The organism is Microbacterium sp. AK009 (genome assembly GCF_013410955.1).
Taxonomy (GTDB): domain Bacteria; phylum Actinomycetota; class Actinomycetes; order Actinomycetales; family Microbacteriaceae; genus Microbacterium.
In genome coordinates this window covers 325,445-348,296 of the sequence record NZ_JACCCG010000006.1, presented here as the reverse complement: position 1 = coordinate 348,296, position 22,852 = coordinate 325,445, and the positions used below count along the sequence as shown (strand labels likewise).

26 protein-coding genes and 1 pseudogene are annotated in these 22,852 nt (G+C 70.2%); 14 read left to right on the top strand and 13 right to left on the bottom strand.

What is annotated here, in order from left to right:
- Positions 1–213 precede the first annotated feature (213 nt).
- Together HDC37_RS15365 and purQ are read left to right on the top strand one after the other, a co-directional pair.
- A complete protein-coding gene (locus HDC37_RS15365) occupies positions 214–462 on the top strand; it encodes a phosphoribosylformylglycinamidine synthase subunit PurS (protein WP_179561251.1) in 249 nt (82 codons plus the stop codon).
- Positions 459–1,163, top strand: coding sequence for a phosphoribosylformylglycinamidine synthase subunit PurQ (purQ, locus tag HDC37_RS15360; protein WP_179561250.1), 705 nt, complete (start codon positions 459–461; stop codon positions 1,161–1,163). Before HDC37_RS15365 ends, purQ begins: the two co-directional genes overlap by 4 nt.
- A gap of 679 nt (positions 1,164–1,842) precedes the next feature.
- Here purQ and HDC37_RS15355 read toward each other — a convergent pair.
- On the bottom strand, positions 1,843–2,274 hold the full coding sequence (locus tag HDC37_RS15355) for a DUF1761 domain-containing protein (RefSeq protein ID WP_179561328.1): 432 nt from the start codon (positions 2,272–2,274) through the stop codon (positions 1,843–1,845).
- Between the two features lie 71 nt (positions 2,275–2,345).
- On the opposite strand from HDC37_RS15355, the gene HDC37_RS15350 reads away from it, so the two are divergent.
- Positions 2,346–3,269 carry a 2-hydroxyacid dehydrogenase gene (locus tag HDC37_RS15350; protein WP_308472243.1) on the top strand — a complete coding sequence of 308 codons (924 nt, stop codon included), beginning with the start codon at positions 2,346–2,348 and terminating at the stop codon, positions 3,267–3,269.
- A 13-nt stretch (positions 3,270–3,282) separates the two neighbouring features.
- Here the strand turns inward: HDC37_RS15350 and xdhC are convergent, their stop codons facing one another.
- The 3 genes from xdhC to HDC37_RS15335 are packed head-to-tail and all read right to left on the bottom strand — an operon-like array spanning position 3,283 to position 7,984.
- A complete protein-coding gene (gene xdhC, locus HDC37_RS15345) occupies positions 3,283–4,116 on the bottom strand; it encodes a xanthine dehydrogenase accessory protein XdhC (RefSeq protein WP_179561249.1) in 834 nt (277 codons plus the stop codon).
- 14 nt (positions 4,117–4,130) lie between these two features.
- Positions 4,131–6,479 (bottom strand): xanthine dehydrogenase molybdopterin binding subunit, encoded by a 2,349-nt coding sequence (gene xdhB, locus HDC37_RS15340; RefSeq protein WP_179561248.1) that lies wholly within the window; start codon positions 6,477–6,479, stop codon positions 4,131–4,133.
- A complete protein-coding gene (locus HDC37_RS15335; RefSeq protein ID WP_308472242.1) occupies positions 6,476–7,984 on the bottom strand; it encodes an FAD binding domain-containing protein in 1,509 nt (502 codons plus the stop codon). The genes xdhB and HDC37_RS15335 overlap by 4 nt, the downstream gene beginning before the upstream one ends.
- A gap of 183 nt (positions 7,985–8,167) precedes the next feature.
- Between HDC37_RS15335 and HDC37_RS15330 the strand changes: the two genes are divergently transcribed.
- From HDC37_RS15330 to HDC37_RS15315, 4 genes are read left to right on the top strand one after another with little or no spacing between them, the layout of a single operon-like run.
- Positions 8,168–9,289 (top strand): ABC transporter substrate-binding protein, encoded by a 1,122-nt coding sequence (locus tag HDC37_RS15330; protein WP_179561247.1) that lies wholly within the window; start codon positions 8,168–8,170, stop codon positions 9,287–9,289.
- Positions 9,290–9,307: 18 nt separating this feature from the next.
- Entirely contained in the window at positions 9,308–10,165 is an 858-nt protein-coding gene (locus HDC37_RS15325; RefSeq protein ID WP_179561246.1) for an ABC transporter ATP-binding protein, read from the top strand.
- Complete coding sequence (locus tag HDC37_RS15320; protein WP_179561245.1) at positions 10,165–10,974, top strand: ABC transporter permease; 810 nt, start codon at positions 10,165–10,167, stop codon at positions 10,972–10,974. The genes HDC37_RS15325 and HDC37_RS15320 overlap by 1 nt, the downstream gene beginning before the upstream one ends.
- Positions 10,971–11,771 (top strand): ABC transporter permease, encoded by an 801-nt coding sequence (locus HDC37_RS15315; RefSeq protein ID WP_179561244.1) that lies wholly within the window; start codon positions 10,971–10,973, stop codon positions 11,769–11,771. Before HDC37_RS15320 ends, HDC37_RS15315 begins: the two co-directional genes overlap by 4 nt.
- Before the next feature lie 174 nt (positions 11,772–11,945).
- Here HDC37_RS15315 and HDC37_RS15310 read toward each other — a convergent pair whose 3' ends face one another.
- Positions 11,946–13,007, bottom strand: coding sequence for an RNA polymerase sigma factor (locus HDC37_RS15310; protein WP_179561243.1), 1,062 nt, complete (start codon positions 13,005–13,007; stop codon positions 11,946–11,948).
- Positions 13,004–13,387: a YciI family protein gene (locus HDC37_RS15305; protein WP_179561242.1), complete on the bottom strand. Its 384-nt coding sequence runs from the start codon at positions 13,385–13,387 to the stop codon at positions 13,004–13,006. Before HDC37_RS15305 ends, HDC37_RS15310 begins: the two co-directional genes overlap by 4 nt.
- Before the next feature lie 187 nt (positions 13,388–13,574).
- Here HDC37_RS15305 and HDC37_RS15300 point away from each other — a divergent pair, with 187 nt between their 5' ends.
- Positions 13,575–14,339, top strand: coding sequence for an SDR family NAD(P)-dependent oxidoreductase (locus HDC37_RS15300; RefSeq protein WP_179561241.1), 765 nt, complete (start codon positions 13,575–13,577; stop codon positions 14,337–14,339).
- Between the two features lie 190 nt (positions 14,340–14,529).
- Positions 14,530–15,039: an MmcQ/YjbR family DNA-binding protein gene (locus tag HDC37_RS15295; RefSeq protein ID WP_179561240.1), complete on the top strand. Its 510-nt coding sequence runs from the start codon at positions 14,530–14,532 to the stop codon at positions 15,037–15,039.
- Here the strand turns inward: HDC37_RS15295 and HDC37_RS15290 are convergent.
- Entirely contained in the window at positions 14,946–15,590 is a 645-nt protein-coding gene (locus HDC37_RS15290) for a TetR/AcrR family transcriptional regulator (protein WP_179561239.1), read from the bottom strand. The two genes, HDC37_RS15295 and HDC37_RS15290, sit on opposite strands and share 94 nt — an antisense overlap.
- Before the next feature lie 17 nt (positions 15,591–15,607).
- Between HDC37_RS15290 and HDC37_RS15285 the strand changes: the two genes are divergently transcribed.
- Entirely contained in the window at positions 15,608–16,792 is a 1,185-nt protein-coding gene (locus HDC37_RS15285) for an MFS transporter (protein ID WP_179561238.1), read from the top strand.
- Positions 16,793–17,055: 263 nt separating this feature from the next.
- Positions 17,056–17,361, top strand: a complete 306-nt coding sequence (locus HDC37_RS15280; RefSeq protein ID WP_179561237.1) for a DUF4235 domain-containing protein — start codon at positions 17,056–17,058, stop codon at positions 17,359–17,361.
- Positions 17,362–17,428: 67 nt separating this feature from the next.
- Here the strand turns inward: HDC37_RS15280 and HDC37_RS15275 are convergent, their stop codons facing one another.
- From HDC37_RS15275 to HDC37_RS17445, 5 genes and pseudogenes are all read right to left on the bottom strand, one after another.
- Positions 17,429–17,980, bottom strand: coding sequence for a twin-arginine translocase TatA/TatE family subunit (locus HDC37_RS15275; RefSeq protein WP_179561236.1), 552 nt, complete (start codon positions 17,978–17,980; stop codon positions 17,429–17,431).
- Positions 17,981–18,004: 24 nt separating this feature from the next.
- Positions 18,005–18,799, bottom strand: coding sequence for a twin-arginine translocase subunit TatC (gene tatC, locus HDC37_RS15270; RefSeq protein WP_179561235.1), 795 nt, complete (start codon positions 18,797–18,799; stop codon positions 18,005–18,007).
- On the bottom strand, positions 18,796–19,062 hold the full coding sequence (gene tatA / locus HDC37_RS15265) for a twin-arginine translocase TatA/TatE family subunit (protein WP_179561234.1): 267 nt from the start codon (positions 19,060–19,062) through the stop codon (positions 18,796–18,798). The genes tatC and tatA overlap by 4 nt, the downstream gene beginning before the upstream one ends.
- A gap of 28 nt (positions 19,063–19,090) precedes the next feature.
- On the bottom strand, positions 19,091–19,348 hold the full coding sequence (locus tag HDC37_RS17450) for a hypothetical protein (RefSeq protein ID WP_306457579.1): 258 nt from the start codon (positions 19,346–19,348) through the stop codon (positions 19,091–19,093).
- Positions 19,349–19,505: 157 nt separating this feature from the next.
- Positions 19,506–19,613, bottom strand: a pseudogene (locus tag HDC37_RS17445) (3,4-dioxygenase subunit beta); the annotation flags it as partial.
- A 157-nt stretch (positions 19,614–19,770) separates the two neighbouring features.
- On the opposite strand from HDC37_RS17445, the gene HDC37_RS17440 reads away from it, so the two are divergent.
- On the top strand, positions 19,771–19,893 hold the full coding sequence (locus HDC37_RS17440; protein WP_306457578.1) for a hypothetical protein: 123 nt from the start codon (positions 19,771–19,773) through the stop codon (positions 19,891–19,893).
- Between the two features lie 343 nt (positions 19,894–20,236).
- Positions 20,237–20,764 (top strand): hypothetical protein, encoded by a 528-nt coding sequence (locus HDC37_RS15255; protein WP_179561233.1) that lies wholly within the window; start codon positions 20,237–20,239, stop codon positions 20,762–20,764.
- A 106-nt stretch (positions 20,765–20,870) separates the two neighbouring features.
- On the opposite strand, the gene HDC37_RS15250 is transcribed toward HDC37_RS15255, so the two are convergent.
- Positions 20,871–21,923, bottom strand: coding sequence for an alpha/beta hydrolase (locus tag HDC37_RS15250; RefSeq protein WP_179561232.1), 1,053 nt, complete (start codon positions 21,921–21,923; stop codon positions 20,871–20,873).
- A 189-nt stretch (positions 21,924–22,112) separates the two neighbouring features.
- Here HDC37_RS15250 and HDC37_RS15245 point away from each other — a divergent pair, with 189 nt between their 5' ends.
- Complete coding sequence (locus HDC37_RS15245; protein WP_179561231.1) at positions 22,113–22,700, top strand: TetR/AcrR family transcriptional regulator; 588 nt, start codon at positions 22,113–22,115, stop codon at positions 22,698–22,700.
- The last annotated feature ends 152 nt before the right edge of the window (positions 22,701–22,852 follow it).

Genomic DNA, 22,852 nt, shown 5'->3' with positions numbered 1-22,852 from the left:
GGATGACGTCACGATCACTCCTTTGTGGATGAGAAAAGCACGATGCTGTGTCGGTGACACGGTGCGAGATTGACGTGTCCGTGGAATCGCTCCCACGAATTGCGGACGACGCTATGGGATCGCTCTCACGGATGTCAAGGGAGCGCTCCCAAATCGTCGTGTAACGATCAGGTCACGACGGTGATGCGTGAGGCCTAGCCGTAGGATGTCGGTGTGCCCACCATCGTCGTCGACGTCATGCCCAAGGCCGAGCTGCTCGACCCGCAGGGAAAGGCCGTCGCCGGAGCCCTCACGCGGCTCGGCGTCGAGCGCTTCTCGGGCGTCCGGATCGGCAAGCGTTTCGAGTTGACCGTCGACGGAGAGGTCGATGACGAGACCCTCGCCACAGCCCGTCGGATCGCCGCCGAGGTGCTCTCCAACGATGTGATCGAAGACGTCGTCGGCGTGGAGGTCGTGGAGTGACCGCCCGCATCGGCGTCATCACCTTCCCCGGAAGTCTCGACGACGTCGACGCTCGCCGCGCCGTTCGTCTCGCGGGCGGCGAACCGGTCGCCCTCTGGCACGGCTCGCACGACCTCGAGGGCGTCGACGCCCTCATCCTCCCCGGTGGCTTCAGCTACGGCGACTACCTGCGCGCCGGGGCGATCGCTGCCCTCGCACCGATCATGGCCGAGGTCACGGACGCCGCGCGGGGCGGAATGCCCGTGCTCGGTATCTGCAACGGCTTCCAGATGCTCGTCGAGGCGCACCTGCTGCCCGGCGGTTTGATCCGCAACGCCCACCAGCAGTTCATCTGCCGCGACCAGCGACTGCGCGTGGAGAGCACATCGACGGCGTGGACGGCCGACTTCGCCGACGGCGAGGAGATCGTCATCCCCCTGAAGAACGCCGATGGCGGGTACATCGCCGACGCCGACACCCTCGCGCGGATCGAGGGCGAGGGACTCGTCGCCCTCCGCTACCTGGGCGTGAACCCCAACGGATCGCTCCACGACATCGCGGGCCTGCGCAACGAGCGCGGCAACGTCGTCGGTCTCATGCCGCACCCCGAGCACGCCGTCGAAGAGGGCTTCGGCCCCGACACCCGCCTCGCGATGCGCTCGGGTGTCGACGGCCGCCGGTTCTTCACCTCCGCCATCGCGTCGCTCGTCGCCACGGCCTGAGCCGCGCGCGGGTTGCGCGGCGCGGTAGGGCGCGGGGCAGAACGGCGGCAGGCGACGCCCGGCGGCGAGAGCCCGGCGGCGTGAGCCCGGCGGGGCGAGCTCAACGGCGCACGGGAGGAGATCCCCACAGCGGAGGGCGCGCAGCGCGCTACGCACCTCCAGTCTGTCGATCTCCTCCCGTGTGCGGCTGAGTAGCCGCGGCGCTGCGCGCGCGCCGAGCGAACCGCAAACGCGCTGACGCGCCCGCTCCCAGCGTCGGCGGCGCACGGGAGGAGATCCCCACAGCGGAGGGCGCGCAGCGCGACGTTGACCTCCGGCCTGTCGATCTCCTCCCGTGTGCGGCCGAGCAGCCGCGGCGCTGCGCGCGCGCCGAGCGAACCGCAAACGCGCTGACGCGCCCGCTCCCACCGTCGGCGGCGCACGGGAGGAAATCCGCGCACCGGAGGGCGCGCAGCGCGCTGCGCACCTCCGGTGTGTCGATCTCCTCCCGTGTGCGGCTGAGCGCCGGCTCAGCGGGCTCCGCCGCCACGCTGGATTCTCGCGGCGGCGAGGATTCTCGCGTTCGGGAGGATGCGAGGTCGCGGTCCGATCCTCGTGGAGGCGAATCTCCTCGCGACCGCGAACGGTGGGCGCTGGGCGGCGCGGGGGCGGCGCGCCCCGCGGCGCCGCGGCGCCCGGGTCAGACCGTACCGGCGGGCGGCCAAACGCCGATGATCAGCGCCATGACGACGACGGTCGCGAGCTCGTGGCCGATCGTCAGCACGGTGAGCGACGACGGCCGGCCCTCGAAGGCGTCGTGCGTGATGATCCGGGCCGCGGTGAGCCCCGCCCACAGGATGATCGCGGTGCCGAGTGCCGCGAGCAGGTACCCGCCGCCGTAGAAATGCCACGCGATGTTGATCGCTCCGGCGAGGACCCACGCGCTGACGAAGCTCACGAGGATCGTGACGAGGATCGGGATGACCGCGGTGGCGCCGGGTCGGTTCATGTCGACGTTCGCCAGCCGCGCCCAGCGCGTGCCGAACACCTTGGGTGCGTAGAACACCGACCCGACGAGAAGCGTCGAGGCCGTGGCGATCAGGACCGCCCAGTAGTTGATCTCGGGAACCATATCCATCCCGGCACGCTCGGCCGCCTCCTGCCGCCGAAACTACTCCCGCCGCGGCGGGTAGCGTGGGAGTGGTGAGTGCGAATCTCGTCGTGTCCGTTCCGACCGCCCAGCTCGCCGCCGATCTCGAGCCCCTGCCCGCCGGGGTCGAGGTGATCCAGTGGGCCATGGACGGTCCGCCGCCCCTGCCCCGCATCGACATCGTCGTGCCGCCGTACATGTCGCTCGCCGACGCGGTGCCGCTCCTCGACCAGGTCGAGACCCGCCTGGTGCAGAGCCAGTCGATCGGGTACGACGGCATCGAGGATATTCTCCCGCCGACATACACCTTCGCCAACGCCTCCAGCGTGCATGAGACGTCGACCGCCGAGCTCGCGGTGGCCCTCGCTCTAGCCGCGCAGCGGCGAATCCCGTCGTTCGTGCACGCCCAGGCCGAAGGCCGCTGGGCCCCGGAACGAGCGGCGAGTCTCGCCGACCGCCGCGTTCTGCTCCTCGGCTACGGCGGCATCGGCAAAGCGATCGACGCGCGGCTCGCAGGCTTCGAGGTCGATCTCGTCCGCGTGGCATCCCGACACCGCGAAGAGGAGGGCGTCACGATCCACGGCGTCGACGAACTACCCGAACTGCTGCCACATACCGAGATCGTGATGGCATCCCTGCCGGGCGGCGACGCGACGCGCCACCTCATCGACGACGGGTTCCTCCGCACGCTCCCCGACGGCGCCCTCATCGTCAACGTCGGCCGCGGACCCCTCATCGACACCGACGCCCTCGCCGATCACGCGAGCCGCGGACGCATCCGCGCTGCCCTCGACGTCACCGATCCCGAGCCGCTTCCCAAGAGTCATCCGCTCTGGTCGACCGACGGCGTCCTCATCGTGCCGCATGTCGGCGGGGCATCGAGCGCGATGCGCCCGCGGATCGCGCGACTCGTCCGCCGCCAGATCGAGCGGATGTCGCGGGGCGAGGCCCCGCTGAACGTCGTCCTCGGCGGCTGACGCCGCCCGCTCGTCACGGGAGCGGCGCGCGCGCCGCCTCCTCGATCAGCTGCAGCAGGCGCGCGGCGACACTCACCGCGATGACGGCCGGGGCCTTACCCGACACCTCTGGCACGCCGATGGGTGTCGTCACCCGCGCCAGATCGTCATCGGTGTGGCCGAGCTCCCGAAGCTTCGCGGTGAATCGCGTCCACTTCGACCGCGAGCCGATCAGCCCGATCGACGCGAGGTCGCCGCGGCGGAGGGCCTGATCGACGAGAGCCAGATCCTCGACATGGTCATGCGTCATGACGAGCACGTGCGCGCCGGCCGGCAGATCGGCGATCGCCGCCTCCGGCACCGGCGTGTGGCGCACCTGCACGCTCGCGACCGCGTCGGCGAACAGCCCGCTCCGCCCGGGCACGCCGAGCCGCTCGTCGGAGACCATCTCGCCGCGCCCGTCGACGAGCCACAGCTCGATCTCGTGACGGGCGAGCACGCGGGCGAGCTCCAGCCCGACGTGCCCGACGCCGAAGATCGCAACAGTCGGCACCACGCGCACGGGTTCCAGCAGCATCGTCACCTCTCCCCCGCAGCACTGCACACCGTACTCGGTCGCGGCCTTGTCGCTGAGGGTGAGCGTCAGCAGTCGCGGCTCGTTCTCGCCCGCGTCGATCATCTCGCGGGCCGTGGCGATGGCGGTCTCCTCCAGATTGCCGCCGCCCACGGTGCCGAAGAGCCGATCGGGCGAGACAACGAGCTTCGCGCCGCCGTTGCGCGGGGCGTGGCCCCGCACCGCGGCAAGGGTGACCAGCACCGCCGGCAGGCGGGCATCCCGCAGCCGCCGGAGCTCGTCGACCCAGTCCATCGATCCGACCTCGCTCAGCGGATGACGGGCACGGCGTCGCGCGCCGCGCGCGCCGTCTCGATCGCCCAGAAGACCGCCTCGGGGGTGGCCGGCGAGGCGAGCTCGACGCTGCGCCCCGGTTCCCCGAAGGCCGCGACGGCCTCGCGCAGCGCCTCGCGCACGGCGAACGCGAGCATGAGCGGCGGCTCCCCCACGGCCTTCGACCCGTACACCGCGCCGTCCTCGCGGGCGTCGGCGAAGTGATGCACGCGGAAGTCCTCGGGCATCTCCGAGAAGCTCGGCAGCTTGTACGTGCTCGCCGAGGTCGTCAGCAGTCGCCCCCGACCGGGGCCGTCGGAGGTGTCCCACCGCAGGTCCTCGAGGGTGAGCCATCCGGCCCCCTGCACGAACCCACCCTCGATCTGCCCGCGGTCGATCTGAGGCGAAAGCGAGTCGCCGACGTCGTGCACGATGTCGACCCGTCGCAGCCGGTAGGCGCCGGTGTACCCGTCCACCTCGACCTCGGCCGCCGCGGCGCCGTAGGCGAAGTACTTGAAGGGCGAACCCGTCATGCGCTCGATGTCCCAGGACAGGCCCTCGGTGCGGTAGTACCCCGCGGCGAACAGCGGCACGCGCGAGAAGTACGCGGCCAGGGCGACCTCGGCGAACGACACCGAACGCTGCAGGTGCGGGGCGGTGACCTGGCCGCCGGTGAAGACGAGGTCATCCGGATCGGTGCCCAAGAGCCCGGCGGCGACCCCCGTCATCCGCTCTCTGATCTGCTCGCAGGCGTTCTTCACCGCCGCGCCGTTGAGGTCGGCACCCGACGACGCCGCGGTCGCGGACGTGTTCGGCACCTTGTCGGTGCGCGTCGGCGCGAGCCGCACCTGGCTGAGCGGCACCCCGAGCGCGGTCGCGGCGACCTGCAGCATCTTGGTGTGAAGGCCCTGCCCCATCTCGGTGCCGCCGTGGTTGATGAGCACCGAGCCGTCCTTGTAGACGTGCACGAGCGCGCCGGCCTGGTTGTAGGCGGTGAAGTTGAACGAGATGCCGAACTTCACGGGGGTCATCGCGAGCGCGCGTTTGACGTCGTCGTGTTCGGCGTTGAAGGCCGCGATCGCCTGGCGCCGGTCGTCGACCCGTGCCTCGGCGCGAAGCGTCTGCCAGATCGCGGGCATCCGCTCGGCGTCTTTCACCACCTGCCCGTACGGGGTTTCCTGCCCCGAGGCGTAGAAGTTGCGGCTGCGCAGCTCCGCCGGATCGAGGCCGAGCGCGGGGGCGGTGCGCCCCAGGATGTCTTCGATGAGGAACACCCCCTGCGGGCCGCCGAACCCGCGGAACGCCGTCTGCGACGTCTTGTGGGTCTGGGCGACACGACCGACGACGTGGACGTTCGGGATCCAGTAGGCGTTGTCGACGTGGCAGAGCGCACGGCTCATCACCGGCTCCGACAGGTCGAGCGCCCACCCGCCGTCGGAGGTCAGCGTCGCCTCCAGCGCCTGCAGCAGCCCGTCATCGTCGAAGCCGACCCGCCAGGAGATGTGGAACGGATGCCGCTTGCCGGTCATCGTCAGATCCTGCGTGCGGTTCAGGCGCAGCCGCACCGGGCGCCGGGTGAGGCGCGCCCCGAGCGCGGCGATGGCGGCCAGCCCATGCGGCTGCATCTCCTTGCCTCCGAAGGCGCCGCCCATCCGGAGCGACTGCACGGTGACCTGGTGCGACGGCAGGTCGAGCACGTGGGCGACGATCTCCTGCGTCTCACTCGGATGCTGGGTCGACGATTCGACGAAGATCTGTCCCTCGGAGTCGATGCGCGCGAGCGACGCGTGGGTCTCGAGGTAGAAATGCTCCTGGCCCGAGAACGCGGTGACTCCCTCGAACACGTGGGGGGCGTCGGCGAGGGCCGCGCCGGCGTCGCCGCGAATGATGGCGCGCTCGGCGCCCTGGAAGGAGCCTGCGGCGATCGCCTCCTCGAGGGTGACGATGCTCGGGAGGGGCTCGTACGTCACCGCCACGGCGGCGGCACCGAGCCTCGCGGCCTCGGGAGTCTCGCCGAGAACCCACGCCAGGGCATGCCCGTGATACATCGCCTCGGTGGGGAAGAGCGGCTCGTCGTGCTTGACGCCGGCGTCGTTGACGCCCGGAACATCGTCGGCGGTGAGCACGCGGACGACCCCCGGCACGCGGTAGGCGGGGAGGACGTCGAGGGTCACGCGCGCGTGGGTGTGGGTCGACTGCACGGGCCAGGCGGTGAGCACCCCCATGGTCTCGACGGCGAGGTCGTCGGTGTACATCGCGCGGCCGGTGACATGGAGGGCCGCGCTCTCGTGCGCGACGGAGCGGCCGACGACGGCGTCGGCGGGGCGGCGGGCGAGATCGCTCATCGAGCCACCCCCGATGCCGGGATCTTCGGATGCCGCGCGAACAGCTTCCGCAGGGCGTTCTCGAGCATGGCTGCACGGTAGGCCGCACTCGCGCGGTGGTCCGACATCGGTGTGCCCTCGGCCCCGAGCACGGGGGCGACCTCGCGAACAGTGGCGAGGCTCCAGTCGCGGCCGACGAGCGCCTGCTCGGTGGCGCGGGCGCGGATCGGGGTCGCGGCGACACCGCCGAGGCCGATCCGCGCGTCGGCGACGACGCCGTCCTGCAGGTCGAGCACGAACGCGACCGCGACGCTGGAGATGTCGTCGAAGCGGCGCTTGGCGATCTTGTGGAACGCGACGAGCTCGCCGCGTGGCGTGGGGAAGCGCAGGGCGCGGATGATCTCGTCGTCGCTCCGCACGGTCTGCCGGTAGCCGGTGAAGTATTCCTCCAGCGGCACGTTACGCTCGTCGTCTCGCGAGGTGAGGGTGACGCGGGCGCCGAGGGCGAGGAGCGCGGGCAGCGCATCGCCGATGGGCGACCCCGTGCCGAGGTTCCCGCCGAGGGTCGCGCGGTTGCGGATGAGCGGCGACGCGAACTGCGGCAGCAGCTCGGAGAGGAGCGGCACGCGATCGCCGAGCGCGGCGGCGACCTCGGTCAGGGTGAGGGCTGCGCCCAGCTCGATCTCGTCGTCGTCCATGCGCACCGCCCGCAGCTCGGGCAGCCGGTCGATCGCGACGACGAGCGGAGCCCGCACACCGCGGAGGTTCACGTCGACGCCCCAGTCGGTCGCCCCGGCGACCAGGCGCACACCGGGCTCGCTCGCAAGGAGGGCGACCGCCTCGTCGAGGGTGGCCGGTCGCACGAAGCGAGCGCCGTCGACGGTGACGTCGGTCGGGACGGGCTCGGGGGCCGGATGCCGCAGGCGCGCCGCCAGCGGATCGTCGCCGTCCGGCATCCCGAGCTGATATGCCGCATCGCGAATAGGCCGGTATCCGGTGCAGCGGCACAGGTTGCCGCTCAGCGCGTGCAGGTCGAACCCGTTCGGTCCGAGGTGCGTGTGGGGCTCGCCGGGAAGAGGGTCGCCGTCGGCCCCCGGCGCCCGGTCGTGCCGGTAGTACTCCCCGGCCATGCTGCAGACGAAGCCGGGTGTGCAGTAGCCGCACTGCGACCCGCCGCCCGCCGCCATGACCTCCTGCACCGGGTGCAGCACCTCGGGCGTGCCGAGGCCTTCGGCCGTGACGATCTCCTGGCCGCGGAGCGCCTGGGCGGGGACGAGGCACGAGTTCACTGCGGTCCACGCCGCGCCCGCGGCATCCGTGCTCGGCGTGGCGATGAGCATCGCGCACGCGCCGCACTCGCCCTCGGCGCACCCCTCTTTGCTTCCGGTCAGGCCGCACGAGCGCAGCCAGTCGAGGGCGTTGGTGTGCACCGGCACGCCGTCGAGCGAGCGGAGCGCACCGTTGACGGTGACCTCGTCGACAGTCACCTCGGCGACCGGTTCAGCATCCAGACGGTCTTCAGCCACGAGCGCGCTCCATCTTCGCGATTGTACGGGCCGCTCGAGGCGAGCGGACCTCGCGCGCCCCACCGCCCCGCGCCATCCGTCACACCCCCGAAACACCGCGCGGCGCCCCGCGAAACGTCCGCGCCATAGCGTCGCCTGATCACATCCCTGCGCTCCACCCGCACGAGAAAGAGCCAACACCCGATGGCAACACACAGCACCCTGAGCCGCCGCGGTCGCCTCGCCGCCGGCGCGGCCGCGTTCCTCGCCGCCGCCCTCGTCCTCGCCGGCTGCGCCTCCGGCGGCACGACCACCGCCGCCGCCGGCGGCGACAGCGCCGAAGAGGCGTCGTACGGCGAGATCAGCGTCCAGTACTCCTGGATCAAGAACGAGGAGTTCGCCGGCGAGTTCTACGCCTACGAGAACGGCTACTACGACGAGGCCGGCTTCGACGAGGTCATCGGCATCTCGGGCCCCGACACCGGGGTCGCCAAGCTCCTCTCCGGCACGGTGCAGGTCGCGCTCAGCGACGCCGCATCGGTCGGCGCCGCGATCGCCGAGGAGGAGGCTCCGCTGAAGATCATCGGCGCGACCTTCCAGAAGAACCCCTTCACGATCCTCTCCCTCGCCGACGGCGGCAACATCACCACCCCCGAAGACCTCATCGGCAAGACGATCGGCGTGCAGGACTCCAACGCCTCGGTCTTCGCGGCACTCCTCAACGCCAACGACATCGACCCCGCCGACGTCAACGTCGTGCCCGTCGACTTCGACCCGACGCCGCTGATGAACGGCGACGTCGACGGCTTCATGGCGTACCTCACGAACGAGGCCCTCACCGTTGAGCTCGCCGGGTACGAGGTCGCCAACCTCGCCTACGCCGAGAATGGCGTGCCATACGTCGCCGAGACCTTCACGGTCACCGACCAGTACCTCGCCGAGAACGCCGACCTGCTGAAGGCGTTCCTGATCGCCGAGATCAAGGGCTGGACCGAGGTCTTCCAGCAGCCGGTGGACGACACCGTCACCCTCGTGGAGAAGTACTACAACGAGGCCGCCGCGGAGTCGTCGGAGGGACTCGAGGCCGTCTTCGGCGCACTCGATCCCGAGAAGACCGCGCTCGGCATCGAGGCGCAGAACCTCCTCATCTCCACCGAGGAGACCGAGGCGAATGGACTGTTCACCATCTCCGACGCCCTGAAGGAGCAGACCGTGGCCTCGCTCGCCGCGGCCGGCTGGGAGGTGTCGGTCGACGACCTGTTCGACACCACCATCATCGACGAGATCTACGAGGAGAACCCGGAGCTCATCGACTACCTCCCGTAGCCCGAGCGACGCACCATCATGACCGATACGAGAACATCGGATGCCGCGGCAGCGCCGTCGGCGGGGGTCACCCCGTCGGCGGCGCCGGCCGGCGGTTCCGGCATCAGCATCGACGGTCTCACCAAGACCTTCCACACCGGCCGCGGCCGCACCGTCACCGCCCTGCAGGACACCCACCTGCACACCGAGAAGGGCTCGTTCCTCGCGCTTCTCGGGCCCTCCGGATGCGGCAAGTCGACGATCCTGCGCATCCTCGCCGATCTCGAGACGCCGACGACGGGAGACGTGCGGGTCGACGGCAAGACCCCGGCGCAGCTGCGCCGCGACAGCGAGCTCGGCATCGCCTTCCAGGAACACGCGCTGCTTCCGTGGCGGAGCGTGTACGCCAACATCCGACTCGTCTTCGAAGTCGCCGGCCGCCGCGCCGACAGGGCCTACATCGACGAGCTCATCTCCCTCGTCGGCCTCACCGGCTTCGAGAGGGCCAAGCCCGCCCAGCTCTCCGGCGGCATGCGCCAGCGCGTGTCGATCGCCCGCGCCCTCGCGCTGAAACCCTCGGTGCTCCTCCTCGACGAGCCCTTCGGCGCACTTGACGACATGACCCGCCAGAACCTCAACCTCGAGCTCCTGCGCATCTGGACCGAGAAGCCCGCGACCACCCTGCTGGTCACCCACGGCATCTCCGAGGCGATCTTCCTCTCCGACCGCGTCGCGGTGATGTCGCCGCGTCCCGGACGGATCAAGGAGATCATCGACGTCGACCTGCCGCATCCGCGCACCCCCGATCTGCAGCGCACGCCCGAGTTCCACGCCCTCGTCGATCGCGCGTCGGAACTGCTCTTCGGAGCCGACGGGCGCGCCGCGGCGGAAGCCTGATGCGCGTCCGTCGCATCCCCGGCTGGCTCGCCGGCGTCATCGGTGCCGCGGGGCTCCTCGCCGCGTGGTGGATCTTCGCGGCGACGGTCTTCCAGCCTCCGGCCGGCACGACCTTCACCCCCGTGCCCTCGCCGTTCGTGGTGTTCCAGACCATCTGGACCGACGGCCTCGCCCCCTACATCGGGGTGTTCGAGGTCACGATCACCGAGGCGCTCATCGGCTACGCGTGGGGCAACGGCCTGGCGCTCCTCGTCGCCTCGACCGTGCTCCTCCTCCCCCAGATCGAGACCGTCGTCGTGCAGATCGCGGTCGTCAGCTACTGCTTGCCGGTCGTCGCCGTCGGCGGCATCGCGATCGTCGTCCTCGGCGGCGCGCGCCGCGCGGGTGAACCGAGCGCGACAGCGATCTTCCTCGCCGCCCTCGCGGTGTTCTTCACCACCGTCGTCGGGGCTCTCCTCGGGTTCCGCTCGTCCGATCGCTCGAGCCTCGACGTCGTACGCGTCTACGGCGGATCGAGATGGATGCAGCTGCGCAAGGTCCGGCTGATCGCCGCCCTCCCCGCCATCCTCAACGCCCTGCAGATCGCGGTGCCCTCCGCGTTCCTCGGCGCGATCCTCGGCGAATACATGGGGGCGACCGATCGGGGCGTCGGGATCACCCTCATCCGTCTGCAGGGCGACCTCGACTCCGCGCGCGTGTGGGCGGTGTTCCTGCTGTCGGCGATCGTGGCGCTCATCGGCTACGCCGTCGTCGGGCTGCTCGCCCGCGCGGTCGCCCCGTGGGTCTCGGGCAAGGCGGCGGCGGCATGACCGGCGCCGCGCGGGCCGTCGGCCGCTCGCTCCTGAACGCCCTCCTCACCCTCGTCATCGTCGTCGCGCTCTGGTGGGCGGTGGTGAATCTCACCGGCATCTCGCCCTACGTCGCCAAGGGCCCGGTGGAGGTGTGGCAGTTCCTCGTCACCGATGAGGATGCTGCGCTGCACCGTGCCGAGATGGCGCCGTTGCTCGCGCAGACCCTCTCCGACGCGGCACTGGGATTCGTCGTCGGCATGCTCGTCGCCGTCGTGCTCGCCATCGCGTTCTCGCTGTCGCGCTCGGTCGAGATGGGGGTGATGCCGCTGGCGCTGCTGCTGCGGAGCGTGCCGCTCGTCGCGATCGCGCCGGTCATCATCCTCATCACCGGCCGCGGAACCCCCGCGTCGGTCGCGGTCATCGGGTCGATCGTCGTGCTCTTCCCCGCGCTCGCGTCGGTGCTGTTCGGGCTCAGTCGCGCGTCGCAGGAGAGCCTCGACCTCGTGCACGTCTATGGCGGCGGGCGGGCGACGCAGCTGCGCAAGGTCAATGTGCCGGGCGCCCTGCCGTCGCTCTTCGCCGCGGCGCGTGTGTCGGTCCCGGGTGCGGTGACCGGCGCGCTCCTCGCGGAGTGGCTGTCGACGGGTCAGGGCATCGGCGGGATGATCCAGAAGTTCAGCGCCTCGGCGCGCTTCGACGAGCTCTGGGCGTCGGTGGCGCTCATCACCGTCATCACCCTCGTGCTCTACAACGTGGTGCAGGTGGTCGAGAACGTCGTGCTCGCCCGGATGGGGATGCCGACCGGGTCGCGCTGACGCGTGGGGCCGCGGGGGCGCCCGCCGGGCGGGCGCTGCGTGGACCGAGACCGACCTCCCCCGTCGAAACCCCCTGCGCCGCGGTCGGTTCCGACCGCGGGGGTGGGTTTGGGCGCGGCGCACCCTGCTGCAGATCGGCGTGGTCAGGCCACCGCGAGGTGCTCAGTGACGAACTCAGGACGGCGAAGCTGCCGCCGCCCGTGCTTCAGCGGCGGCGAGGGCCGCACGCGCCCCTTCGGTGGGGGCGATGGCGACCAGTCCGCGGTAGAGCCGCACGAGGGTATCGACCTCGAGCACTCCGGTGCGGGCCCTGTGGCAGTGCACCGCCTGGATCGCCGCCTCGAGCTGGAAGCGCCCCAGCGGGCGGCCGAGGTCGGACGCCCGCTGCAGGAGCGCGTCGCCCTCGGCGATGAGCGCGCGATCCCACAGCGCGGTGTCCTGCTCGTCGAGCGGCGGCCAGGGATCGCCGATGCGGGCCGCCGCGCGAGACTGGGCGAACGTCAGAAGCGCGGCGAGCCCCCACGCCTCGGGTTCGTTGCCCAGCAGCGCGGCGGTGAGCACCGCGAGCCAGCGCGCCTCGTCGGCGAGCGACTCGCGCGGCTCATCGCCCTGATGCAGCCAGTCGATCGCGTAGGCGCCGTAGATCGCTTCGAGCACTGCGGGCAGACGCGCGGGCATCTCGTCGCGGCGCGGGATACGGAACGGAATGCCGGCATCGCGGATGCGCCGCTTCGCCCGTACGAGTCGCTGGGCCATCGTCGCGCTCGGGACTGCGAAGGCGGCAGCGATCTGCGCCGCCTCGAACCCCAGCACCGTCTGCAGCATGAGGGGCGTACGGGCGCTGGGGTCGATCGCCGGATGAGCGCACGCGAAGAGCAGTTCCAGGCGGCGGTCGGGGATGCCCTCGCGCCGCTCAAGCTCGTCGAGGGCGTCGCGAGACGCCGGGTCGGCGAGGCGCGCCGCCAGGCCGTCGTCAAGATCAGCGGAGGTGCGCCGAGCCGCAGACCCGAGCGCGTCGCGCAGTCGGTTCCGCGCCACGGTGATCACCCACCCTTCCGGATTCGCAGGGATGCCGTCTCGGGGCCAGACCTGTAAGGCTCGCTCGAAAGCATCGGCCAGGGCGTCCTCGGCGAGGGCGACGTCGCGGGTGTTCGACACCACCACCGCCAGGACGCGTCCGTAAGACACCCGCGCCGTGCGCTCGGCGACGGCCCTGGCGTCTCCCTCCGCGGTCATCGGTAATCGAAGGCCTGCCACGCCCCGTCGGCGAAGTAGGTGCCCGACGGGCGCACCTCGACCGAGCCGTACTGCGCCGACGGCGCACGACCCGCCCAGGCGATGGCGTCATCGAGGTTGTCGACCTGGATGACGAAGGTGCCGCCCAACTGCTCCTTCGTGTCGGCGAAGGGGCCGTCCTGCACCTGGAGCGCACCGTTCGCAGCCGTGACCGTTGTGGTGAGGCTGGACGGCTGCAGCGCCTCGGCGCTGATGAGAACGCCGGCGGCGTCGAGGGCCTTCGCATAATCGTCGAAGGCTCGCATCCCTTCGGCCAGCGCTTCGGCGCCGAGTTCGTCGGCGGTCATCTCGGGGTAGTGCAAGAGGAGTGCGTATCGCATGATGTCATCCTTTCGTGGGCCGGATTCGGCGTCACTAGGGTGACGATTGAAGGCATCGCCGATCGACACTCCGACAAGAATCACGCGGCTGACGACGATCGACCGCGACCGCGCTCGATCGTTCGCCGACTGGTGGGTGGTGCCGGACGGAGTCCCGCCTCACGTCGGCGAAACATAGGCTTGCGGGATGCCGCATTCGACCGGATCCCGCCCTGTCACGATCGTCACCGGTGGGAGCCGAGGCATCGGAGCCGCCGTCGCCGAACGACTTGCCGCCGACGGGCATGACCTCGCGCTCACCTACCGGGTCGCGAGCGACGAGGCGGCCGCCGTCGCTGCGGCCTGCCGCGCCCTTGGCGCCCGGGTCCTGCTCATCCGGGCGGATCTGGCAGACCTCGACGACGCCGCTGCGCTGGTCCCCGCGACACTGGAGGAGTATGGGCGACTGACCGGCCTGGTCAACAACGCCGGTGTCACCATGCGGATCGGCGATTACCTCGACATCGACCTCGCAGAAGTGGAACGGATGCTCCGCATCAACGTCCTCGCTCCCATCTCCCTCACACGCGCGGCGCTGGAGGTGATGTCGACCCTGAGGGGCGGCGAGGGCGGCACCATCGTCAACATCTCTTCGGGTGCTGCGACGAGCGGAGCACCGAACACCTACGTGCCGTATGCGATGAGCAAGGCCGCGATCAACGCGATGACCATCGGGTTGGCCAAAGAGTTCGGCCCGCAGGGCGTGCGTGTGAACACCGTCTCGCCCGGCACCACCTACACAACCATCCACGCCGATGGCGGGCGCCCGGACGCTCCCGCAGAGCGTGCCCCCGGCATCCCGTTGCGCCGCGCGGCGCATCCCCACGAGATCGCCGACGCCGTCGCCTACTTCTTCGGCCCGGGCGCCGCCTTCACCTCGGGCGCCAACCTCCGCGTCACCGGAGGCAACTGAGCCCGCGGACCCATCACCTGCCCCCGGACTCGCCCTCATCGACGCGGGCTGAAGGCCCTCAGCGAGTGGCGGGGTAGCGTCGGCGACATGAGCCGCGACGACATCGTATGGATCGCACGCGCCCGACGGTGCGCCTGCTCGAACGACGCCCCACCCTTGCGATGTCGCGCGCGCCGCGTAGGCTCGCGCCGTGGCCACCCTCGACGACGTGCGCAAGATCGCCGATAGCCTGCCCGGCAGCGAGGAGCGCGTGACGTCGGGCGGCGCCGCGTGGTTCGTCCGCAGGAAACCGTATGCGTGGGAGTGCCACCCCTGGCCCAGCATCCCCGACGACATTCGTGCGATTCTCGCAGCCGAGCTCGTCGTCGCCGTGAAGGTCGCGGACCCGATGGACGGATCAGCTCTAGTCCAGATGCATCCCGACGTGTTTCTGCGCACGACCACACCCTGGAGCGAGCCGAAGGTGGCGTTCCGGCTCGCGGCGATCGAGGCAGACCATCTGGCCGAGCTGGTGACGGACGCCTGGCGCGTTCAGGCCCCGAAGTATCTTCATCAGCAACTCGATGCCCTCGGTCTCGGCGCCCAGGCGGGCGAGCCCCCTCCCCGTCACGATGACCCTGCAGACGGGGGCTGGAGCCTCGAGCTGCGGTCACCCTCGCCATCGCGACAAGCGGAGACGCCGGTGGCTGCTCGACGATGAGTGAGCAGGGTTTCGGCGATGCGGCGAGACGTTGCGCTCGTCGCATCCGGATATCGCAGGCGCATGGCGAGGTCACCGGTGACGACCAGAACCAACTCATCGGCGAGCTCGCCCGCGCCCTTGCCGACCAGCGGGCGCGCCAGCGCTTCAAGTCGTGATCGCAGCGCTTCGGTGTCTGCCCGCACCGCCTCAGCGACCTCGGCAGGGGGCTCCGCATGCTCCGCTGCGGCGCCGAGGAAGGCGCACCATCGCGAGCCATGCGCTCTTCCACGAAAGGTGTCGAGCGCATCGAACACGGCGAGGACGCGCGACACATCGCCTGACGCGTCGGCGATCGCCTCATCCCATGTCTGGATCCAGTCGCGCTGGCGCCGGCGCAGCGCAGCGGCCAACAGCGCCTCCTTGCTGGAGTAGCCCCGGTACAGCGTCGCTGCCGACACGCCCGCACGATCGATGACGGCGTCGATCGGCGTCGCCGCGACGCCACGCGTGAAGAACAGCTCTTCGGCGGCGTCGAGGATGCGTCGCTCGGTGCCCTCGCGCAATGCCATGTCAGCACCCTATGCTCGTGAAAGTGAAACGATCGTTTTCATTCTATCTGACCGTCGCTGCGACCACTCTCATCGCCGCCACGTATGGTCTCGCCCGCTTCGCCTACGGCTTGCACCTTCCCGGCATGCAGGCCGAACTCGGTTTCGATTCCGCGGTCGCCGGAGCGATCTTCGCCGGCGGATCGATCGCCTACTGCGCCGGAGCGGTGTGCGGATTCGTGCTCGCGCCCCGGCACCCGCGCACGCTGGTCGCTCTCGCCGGCGCTACTGCTGCCCTTGGCACCGCGGGGGTTGCGATCGCCCCCTCGACTGCCTGGCTTGCTGCCGGCGCGGTGCTGGCCTCGACCGGTGCCGGTGTGGCCTCCCCGGCGCTCGTGCGGGTCATTCAGCGGAATCTGCGGCGCGAGGCCGCCGATCGCGCGCAGTCGATCGTCAATGCCGGAACGGGGCCGGGTCTCATCGCGGCGGGCATACTCGCGATCGCGCTGCTGCCTCAGTGGCGAGCGGCCTGGTGGATGGCCGCCGCCGTCTCGGTCGTCGCCGCCGCCGCTGTACTCGTGCTCGATCGGCACCGCGACTCCGCCCCGACCGTCGGCCTTCCTCCGGCCTCGTGGTGGCGTGCCCACCGCATCGTGATCGTCGGCGCCCTTCTGATGGGCGCAGCATCCGCCGCGGTGTGGAGTTTCGGTCGCACGATGCTCACCGATGCCGGGCTCCCCAATGGCGCGACGGTGCTCGCCTGGGTCGCGCTCGGCGTCGGCGGGCTGGCGGTGGTTCCGACCGCCGGTCTCCTCGCGGCCACGCCGCCGCCGCGAGTGTGGGCGGTCACCGTCGTGGTGCTCGCCGTGGCCACCTCCGCGCTCGTTGCGGCTCCCACCACGGTGGGCTTCACGCTGGCCGCCTGCGTCGTCTTCGGTTGGGCGTACGTGGCGAGCACGGGAGCGCTGATCGGATGGACGGCCCTCCTCGAGCCGGCGCGGGCAGCCAGCGGAACCGCTCTGCTGTTCGTGCTGCTGGTACTCGGGCAGGCGGTCGGCGGCGCCGTCCTCGGTCTCGTCGTGGCGTTGGCGGGCTACCCGACGGCGTTCCTCGCAGCCGCCGCGGCCGCCCTGATCGCCGCCGGCGCGGGCGTCTTACGCATCAGGGATGAAACTCCGGACGCACCTCGGCGACTCCCTGCAGTTCGTCGCGGAGTCGGCTGACGAGGTGACGCCCTTCCTCTTCCCACCCGACCGGAAGAGGACTGTTCTCATCGCGTGAGAGCCACGGCCTCCACGAGGTCGATCGCAGTCACGGCTTCGTCGGGACCGTTGAGTCACGCTCGTCCGCCGGGATGCCACGGATGCCCCAAGGTACGCCGCAGCCGTAGTTGATGCCGCTGATCCTCACAACCCCCTCACCGATGCCCGACTCGGTGGGTACCGTGGGTCGCCCGTCCCAGGACCGCACCCCCGGAAGGCGTCTTATGGCCAAGCACCCTCGCGAGAAGACATCGAGCAAGACAGCGAAGCTCGTCTACCGACCGGTCGGCCTGCTGAGCGGGATTGTCAGCGGAGCACTGGCGAGCGTCCTCTTCAAACAGATCTGGAAGCGCCTGAGTCCAAGCCATCGCGAAGACAGCCCCAATGCCTTGGAATCCGAGTACGGTCTCGGCGAGCTGGTCATCGCCACCGCGATACAGGGAGCCATCTTCGCGGTGGTCAAGGCGCTCGTCGATCGGGGCGGAGCTCGGGCCTTCGAGCGCGTCACCGGCTCGTGGCCGGGCGACTGATCGAGTCGCGGGCGACGGCCGCGGGCGAAGGCGCCGGGTGAGATCACCTCGTAGTCGGCAACGTCATTCAGCTGACCGCGCCCACGGCCTTCATCCCGGCATCCTCCTCGGTCCCGGTCCTGCCGGCGGCCGGCACAGGCGCGGCATCCTCCACCGATGCGGGAACCAGGATGCGGCGGGGGTGCGCCGCCGAACCTGAGACGACGTACCTCTGCCCGCGCCCAGTCGTGCTCGGGCGAGCCAGCCGCGGGGTGACAGGCGACGCAGCGTCGGCATCCGAGCCGGTGTCCGGCTCGCGGTCCACGCCGGGAGAAGCAGGTTCGCCGGCGGTCTGCCCGGTCGCTGCCGCTTGGGTCCCGGGTGGCGGGGCACCCTCCAGTGCGTCGCGGACGATCCGGCGGGGGTCGTACTGGCGAAGATCCACGGTCTCCCACCGCGCACGATCGAGCGGAACACCCAGGTCGTTCTCCGCCTGAGTGCGGGTGCTCTCGACGAAGGCGCGCAGTCCTCTCAGCACCTCGCCCGCCCGGCGGGCCATCTGCGGCAAGCGGTGCGGCCCGATGATCAGCGCAGCGAGAACGGCGACGACGAAGAGCTTCTCGAAGGTCAGGCCGAACACGGGATCTCCTTGGATCGGGGCGCCTCAGACGCCCGCGGGCGTGGCGACGGGGTCGGGTACGGCGGCGACGCTTGCGCGGCGAACCGCGCGAGCGTCGTGAAGATGGGTGATGAGGAGTGCAGCGGCGAAGAGCGCCGCCATCGGCACGGCGATGAGGAACATCGACAGCACGTCCGCCGAGGGAGTGACCAGGGCGCTGAAGACGACGATCGCGACCACGATGAGCCGCCAGCTGCGCAACAGCGTGCGAGCGGACACCAGCCCGAGCGCGTTGAGCAGCACCATGAACACCGGCAGGGTGAACGCAATGCCGGTGGCGACGACGATCTTCATCACGAAGTCGACGTAGTACGAGGCACTGAGGATGGTGCTGTCTTCGGCCGACGCGAAGGTCGCGAGCAGTTCGACCATGTGCGGGAACAGGAGGAACCCCGTCACGCTTCCGGCGGCGAACAGCGCGAGTGCGGCGAGGGAGAACCCGAAGGTGAGCCGACGTTCACGGCGCGTGAGACCCGGCGAGACGAATCCGAACAGCTCGAAGATCCAGACCGGGCTCGACAGCACGATTCCTGCGAACAGGGCGATCTTCAGTTTGAGCTCGAACGCTCCGGTGACGGAGTCGTAGTTGAGGCTCGCGTCGCGCGACGCGGCGAGCGCCTCGATCGGGGCGCGGAGCACGTCGATGACCTGGTCGGAGAAGACGAATCCGGCGATCATGCCGATCGTGAGCGCCACCGCCGCACGGACGGCACGCCGACGGGCTTCGCGCACATGCGATCCGAGGGGCATGTCGCCTCGGGCGACGGTCGCGGAGGTCATGACGGGCCCACGCCTCCGGCATCTGCCGTTGTGAGGGCGCGGGAGTGCGGCGCGTCCGACGAGTCATGCGGAAGAGACGCGTCGCCCGCAGCATCCGTCGGTTGGGTATCGGTGCCCCCTGCGTTTTCACGCACCTCGTCTTTCAGGATCCGCATCGACTGACCGACGCTGCGCGCGAGCGCGGGGAGTTTCGCGGCTCCGAAGATCAGCACGATGACGGCGAGGATGATGAGGGCGTGCCAGCCCGTGAGGTTCTGCAGCATGAGAGATTTCTTTCGTGTTCGTCGAGGGTCAGTTGCCCGGGCCTCCGCCGGACGGCGGCTGCCCGCCACCGCCTCCACCCGCCCCGGCGCTGACGCCGGGCGCGGTGGCGGTGTCCACTCCGACGGCGAGGGTGCCGACGTAGCCGGACGAGGTGTCGCCGCTGAACGACCCCATCTGCAGCTCGGTGCCGTCGCTGAAGACGTTGTCGTTCGCGAGGCCGCCGATCTGCGCCAGGTTCTGGGCCGAGCCGGAGTAGGCGCCGAGTTCGTAGACGGCGTTCAGCATGTTCGGGGAACGCGACCTGCGAGGTCGCGACGACGTTCGAGACGTCGGTCGCGGATGCGACGTCGGGATACACCTCGAAGTGGATGTGCGTCCAGCGGCCGGTGTAGCACCCCGGCACGATCGTCTGGAACGTCGCCTCGCCATTGGCGTCGACGACTTGGATGCCGCGGAGGAACGTCTCGTCCTCAACCCCCTCGGAGTACATCGAGTACAGCCCCTGCGCGTCGCAGTGCCACACGTAGACCGCCGCACCCTCGAACGGCACGTCGCCGCCGGCGATGTCGGTCACCGAGAAGGTGAAGGTGAGGGGCACGCCGTCTACGGTCGTGCCGCCGTCGAGACTGGACCGGATGTCGCTGCGGATGATGCCCGACTCCTCGAGCACGTTCACGCCGTTCGTACCGTCCGCGGGGTAGGGGCCGTTGGTCTCCTCGGGGATCTCGCCCGCCGCCGTCGTCGTGGTCGTGGTGGCCGTCGAGTCGGTCGCGTCGGTCGTCGGGCTCGACTCCGTCGTGGCGGCCGACGTCGCACTGGTGGGTGAATAAGTGGTCGCCGCACACGCGGCAAGGGTGGCCGCGCCGACGCCGAGTCCAACGAGGGTCAGCACGCGCCGACGGCTGACCATGGTCGTGACATCGAATCCGGCGCCCTGGTCGACGACCTCGTCCTCCGGGCGCGGCAGAACACGCCCTTCGTAGGTCGGCCCCTGCGGGGTGAAGTCGGGTTGGGGGGTGTTGCTCACGGCGTCCTCCTCTGTCGGTGTGTTGCAGCAACACTGGAGGGCCCGGATAAGCGCGACGTTGGACGCACCTTTGCGCTACCTATGAGACGGAACCTCCGCGACGAAGCGCGCATCGGCGGTCCGGCGGCTGTGACAGGGTTGACCGCATGGACACGCGCGCAGGGATCTGGGGATCGCACCTCCTCGCCACGGTCCGCGACACGGAGTTCGCGGTGTCGCAGCGCTCACACCTGATGTGGGAACGCGAACCCGTCATTCTTCTGCCGAGCGACGCGCACATCGCTGAACTCCCCTGGGTCGCCGAGCTCCTCGACGAGAACCGCCGCATCACCGTCGAGTATGCGGCGATGACCCGCCTTCGGCGGGTGGACGCCTACGGCTGGTTCGCGGATGAGGGGCCGTTCAGCGTCGAATTCATCGGCCCCGACCGAGACCGGATCCGCGAACCTCGCCCCCGAGACTCCGGCGAAGCTGATCTCGCCTACGGCGGTCCGCCGGAGTCGGACGCTCGGGTCGCCGCGCTGCCCGGCCTCACGAACAATCCCTGGCTCGGCCGTGTCGTGGGGCGCGTGCCCACAGCCGAGATCACCGACTACAACCAGGCGTTCGTCGAATTGGATGTCACGCAGTGGCCGATCCCGATCGTGAAGGCGAAGGTGCCCGGACGGGGTTAGCCTCGGCGCGCGACGCTCGGGGCAGGCCGATCGCTTCAGCCGACGCGTTTGCGGTTCGCCTCAGGAATGCTCGCGCCCGTGCCCCACACCGGAACTGGAAACATCACTAATCAGTGACCGGCTCCGGTCCTTTCGTGAGGACGCGTCCGGCGCCCACGGCCCAGTTCGAGAATCGTTCGACGGCGACTGCAACGGCCTCGGCGCGCACCGAAGAGAACATGTCGAAGGTGTGCTGCGCTCCAGGGAGTTCGGCGTAGGCGACGGGATGGTGTGAGACCCGCTGCATCTGCTGCGCGAACCCGCGCGCCCAGTCGACCGGCACTATCGAGTCATGGTCGCCGTGCAGCACGAAGATCGGCGGAGCCGCCGCGGTTGCATGCTGAGCAGGAGACGAAATGGGCTCGGAGGTGCGAGGGCCGTAATACCCATAGAGGCCGACGGCGGCCGAGACGGAGACGTCCGCGCTCTCGAACCCTGGCTGGTAGGACGGCTGACCGGGCGTGAGGGCAACGAACATCGCGAGATGCGCACCCGCAGAGCTGCCGGCCACGACAACCCGCGTCGGGTCGACGCCGAGCGCGTGCGCGTGATCTCGGGTCCAAGCGAGAACACGCTTCGCGTCGACAACCGAGGCGGGGAACGCTCCGGCGTCGCCCAGCCGATAGGTTGCGCTGACGCAGACCCAGCCGCGGCGAGCCAGCGACCGCATGAGGGGTAACGAGTCCCGCCCCGCGTCGCCTCCGCGGAAGCGGCCGCCGTGGAAGTGGATCAGTATCGGTACGCCCGCACTCGCGTCGCGCCTGCGGAACACCTGAAGCCGGTGCCGGCGGTCGGGTCCGTACCGATGATGCTCCACCTTGGCCAGACCACGACGGTCGGGGATGAAAGGGAGCAGCGCCCCGCGTACCACGCGTCCGACCGAAGGGCTGTCGGTACTTGTGCGCCAGCCGTCGGGAAGCGCCACGTCGAGGGCCCACATCGGCACGGAGCGAGAGCGCACCGCTGCGATCACAGCCCAGGCGAGCGCGCCGATCGCGGCGACGGTGAGCGCCGCGGCGAGAAGGCCCATCGGATTCGATGGGGCGATCTGATCTGTGCTGGCGATCAGGCTCACAACACCCAGTGAAATCCAGATGATCGGCATCTCGTTGACAGTCATCCCGACCACGGAGACCGAGGTGGCGAGCCATCGAGGTCGTCGGAGCGGGCGAATTGCTGCCACAGCGCACAGCCAGAGCAGGATCGCGGAGCTCAGAAAACCAAGAGACATCTGGATCCTTTCCGAGCAGGTGGGTAGGAAGGTACTACAGGAGTAGTCTCATGGCAACTACGGATGTAGTCTGGTCCCATGGCTCGGGTCGAACGGATCGCGGACGCCGCGATCGGCGTGCTCGCAGACGGAGGCGGACGGGCCCTGACCCACCGCGCGGTGGACGCTCGCTCCGGGCTTCCGCCCGGGTCGACATCGAACTGCTTCCGAACCCGCGAGGCGCTGCTCGGCGGCGTTGTGCGGCGTCTCCTCGAGCGGGAGCGAGCGATTCTAGATGCGAACGGCCCTCCTCCTGTCGATGCGCAGTCGCTCGTCGACGAGCTCGCACGCGTCGTGGTGGACGCGGCGGGTGCTCATCGCGACGTGACCCTGGCCAGGCAGGCGGTTTTCGCCGAAGCCGCCGCCCTTCCCAGCGTGCGCGATGAGATCGAGCGCGCGCGGGACGATTTCGCCGAGTGGATGACTCCCGCCCTGCGGCAGTCAGGATGCACCGACGTCGATGGACACCATCGGATGCTGCTCGCTCTCGTCGACGGACTGATCACACGCCGGCTTCTCGCTCCTGCCGAGCACCTCGACCCCTCGATCGCGATCGAGGGGCTGATGCGAGGGCTTCTCGATCATTCACAGCGCCCCGCCCATGCAATCGTCGGCGGAGAACCTTGACGGCTGTCGCCACTCCCCCCATGGCGATTCGGAGGAGTCGACCGAGTCGAGAAGGCCGAATCGGTGCGGCCATCATCTGCTGCGCGCGAAGCACCACAACATCCGGTGCGACGAGGCGAGCAGTCGGTTCGCGTTCGGTCATGTCCCGACGC

Bases quoted from the DNA above. Each gene is read 5' to 3' on its own strand.
- HDC37_RS15355 (WP_179561328.1), bottom strand. From the start codon at position 2,274: ATGGTTCCCGAGATCAACTACTGGGCGGTCCTGATCGCCACGGCCTCG.
- xdhC (WP_179561249.1), bottom strand. From the start codon at position 4,116: ATGGACTGGGTCGACGAGCTCCGGCGGCTGCGGGATGCCCGCCTGCCG.
- xdhB (WP_179561248.1), bottom strand. From the start codon at position 6,479: ATGAGCGATCTCGCCCGCCGCCCCGCCGACGCCGTCGTCGGCCGCTCC.
- HDC37_RS15330 (WP_179561247.1), top strand. From the start codon at position 8,168: ATGGCAACACACAGCACCCTGAGCCGCCGCGGTCGCCTCGCCGCCGGC.
- HDC37_RS15325 (WP_179561246.1), top strand. From the start codon at position 9,308: ATGACCGATACGAGAACATCGGATGCCGCGGCAGCGCCGTCGGCGGGG.
- HDC37_RS15320 (WP_179561245.1), top strand. From the start codon at position 10,165: ATGCGCGTCCGTCGCATCCCCGGCTGGCTCGCCGGCGTCATCGGTGCC.
- HDC37_RS15315 (WP_179561244.1), top strand. From the start codon at position 10,971: ATGACCGGCGCCGCGCGGGCCGTCGGCCGCTCGCTCCTGAACGCCCTC.
- HDC37_RS15310 (WP_179561243.1), bottom strand. From the start codon at position 13,007: ATGACCGCGGAGGGAGACGCCAGGGCCGTCGCCGAGCGCACGGCGCGG.
- HDC37_RS15305 (WP_179561242.1), bottom strand. From the start codon at position 13,387: ATGCGATACGCACTCCTCTTGCACTACCCCGAGATGACCGCCGACGAA.
- HDC37_RS15300 (WP_179561241.1), top strand. From the start codon at position 13,575: ATGCCGCATTCGACCGGATCCCGCCCTGTCACGATCGTCACCGGTGGG.
- HDC37_RS15290 (WP_179561239.1), bottom strand. From the start codon at position 15,590: ATGGCATTGCGCGAGGGCACCGAGCGACGCATCCTCGACGCCGCCGAA.
- HDC37_RS15280 (WP_179561237.1), top strand. From the start codon at position 17,056: ATGGCCAAGCACCCTCGCGAGAAGACATCGAGCAAGACAGCGAAGCTC.
- tatC (WP_179561235.1), bottom strand. From the start codon at position 18,799: ATGACCTCCGCGACCGTCGCCCGAGGCGACATGCCCCTCGGATCGCAT.
- tatA (WP_179561234.1), bottom strand. From the start codon at position 19,062: ATGCTGCAGAACCTCACGGGCTGGCACGCCCTCATCATCCTCGCCGTC.
- HDC37_RS17450 (WP_306457579.1), bottom strand. From the start codon at position 19,348: ATGCTGAACGCCGTCTACGAACTCGGCGCCTACTCCGGCTCGGCCCAG.
- HDC37_RS15255 (WP_179561233.1), top strand. From the start codon at position 20,237: ATGGACACGCGCGCAGGGATCTGGGGATCGCACCTCCTCGCCACGGTC.
- HDC37_RS15250 (WP_179561232.1), bottom strand. From the start codon at position 21,923: ATGACTGTCAACGAGATGCCGATCATCTGGATTTCACTGGGTGTTGTG.
- HDC37_RS15245 (WP_179561231.1), top strand. From the start codon at position 22,113: ATGGCTCGGGTCGAACGGATCGCGGACGCCGCGATCGGCGTGCTCGCA.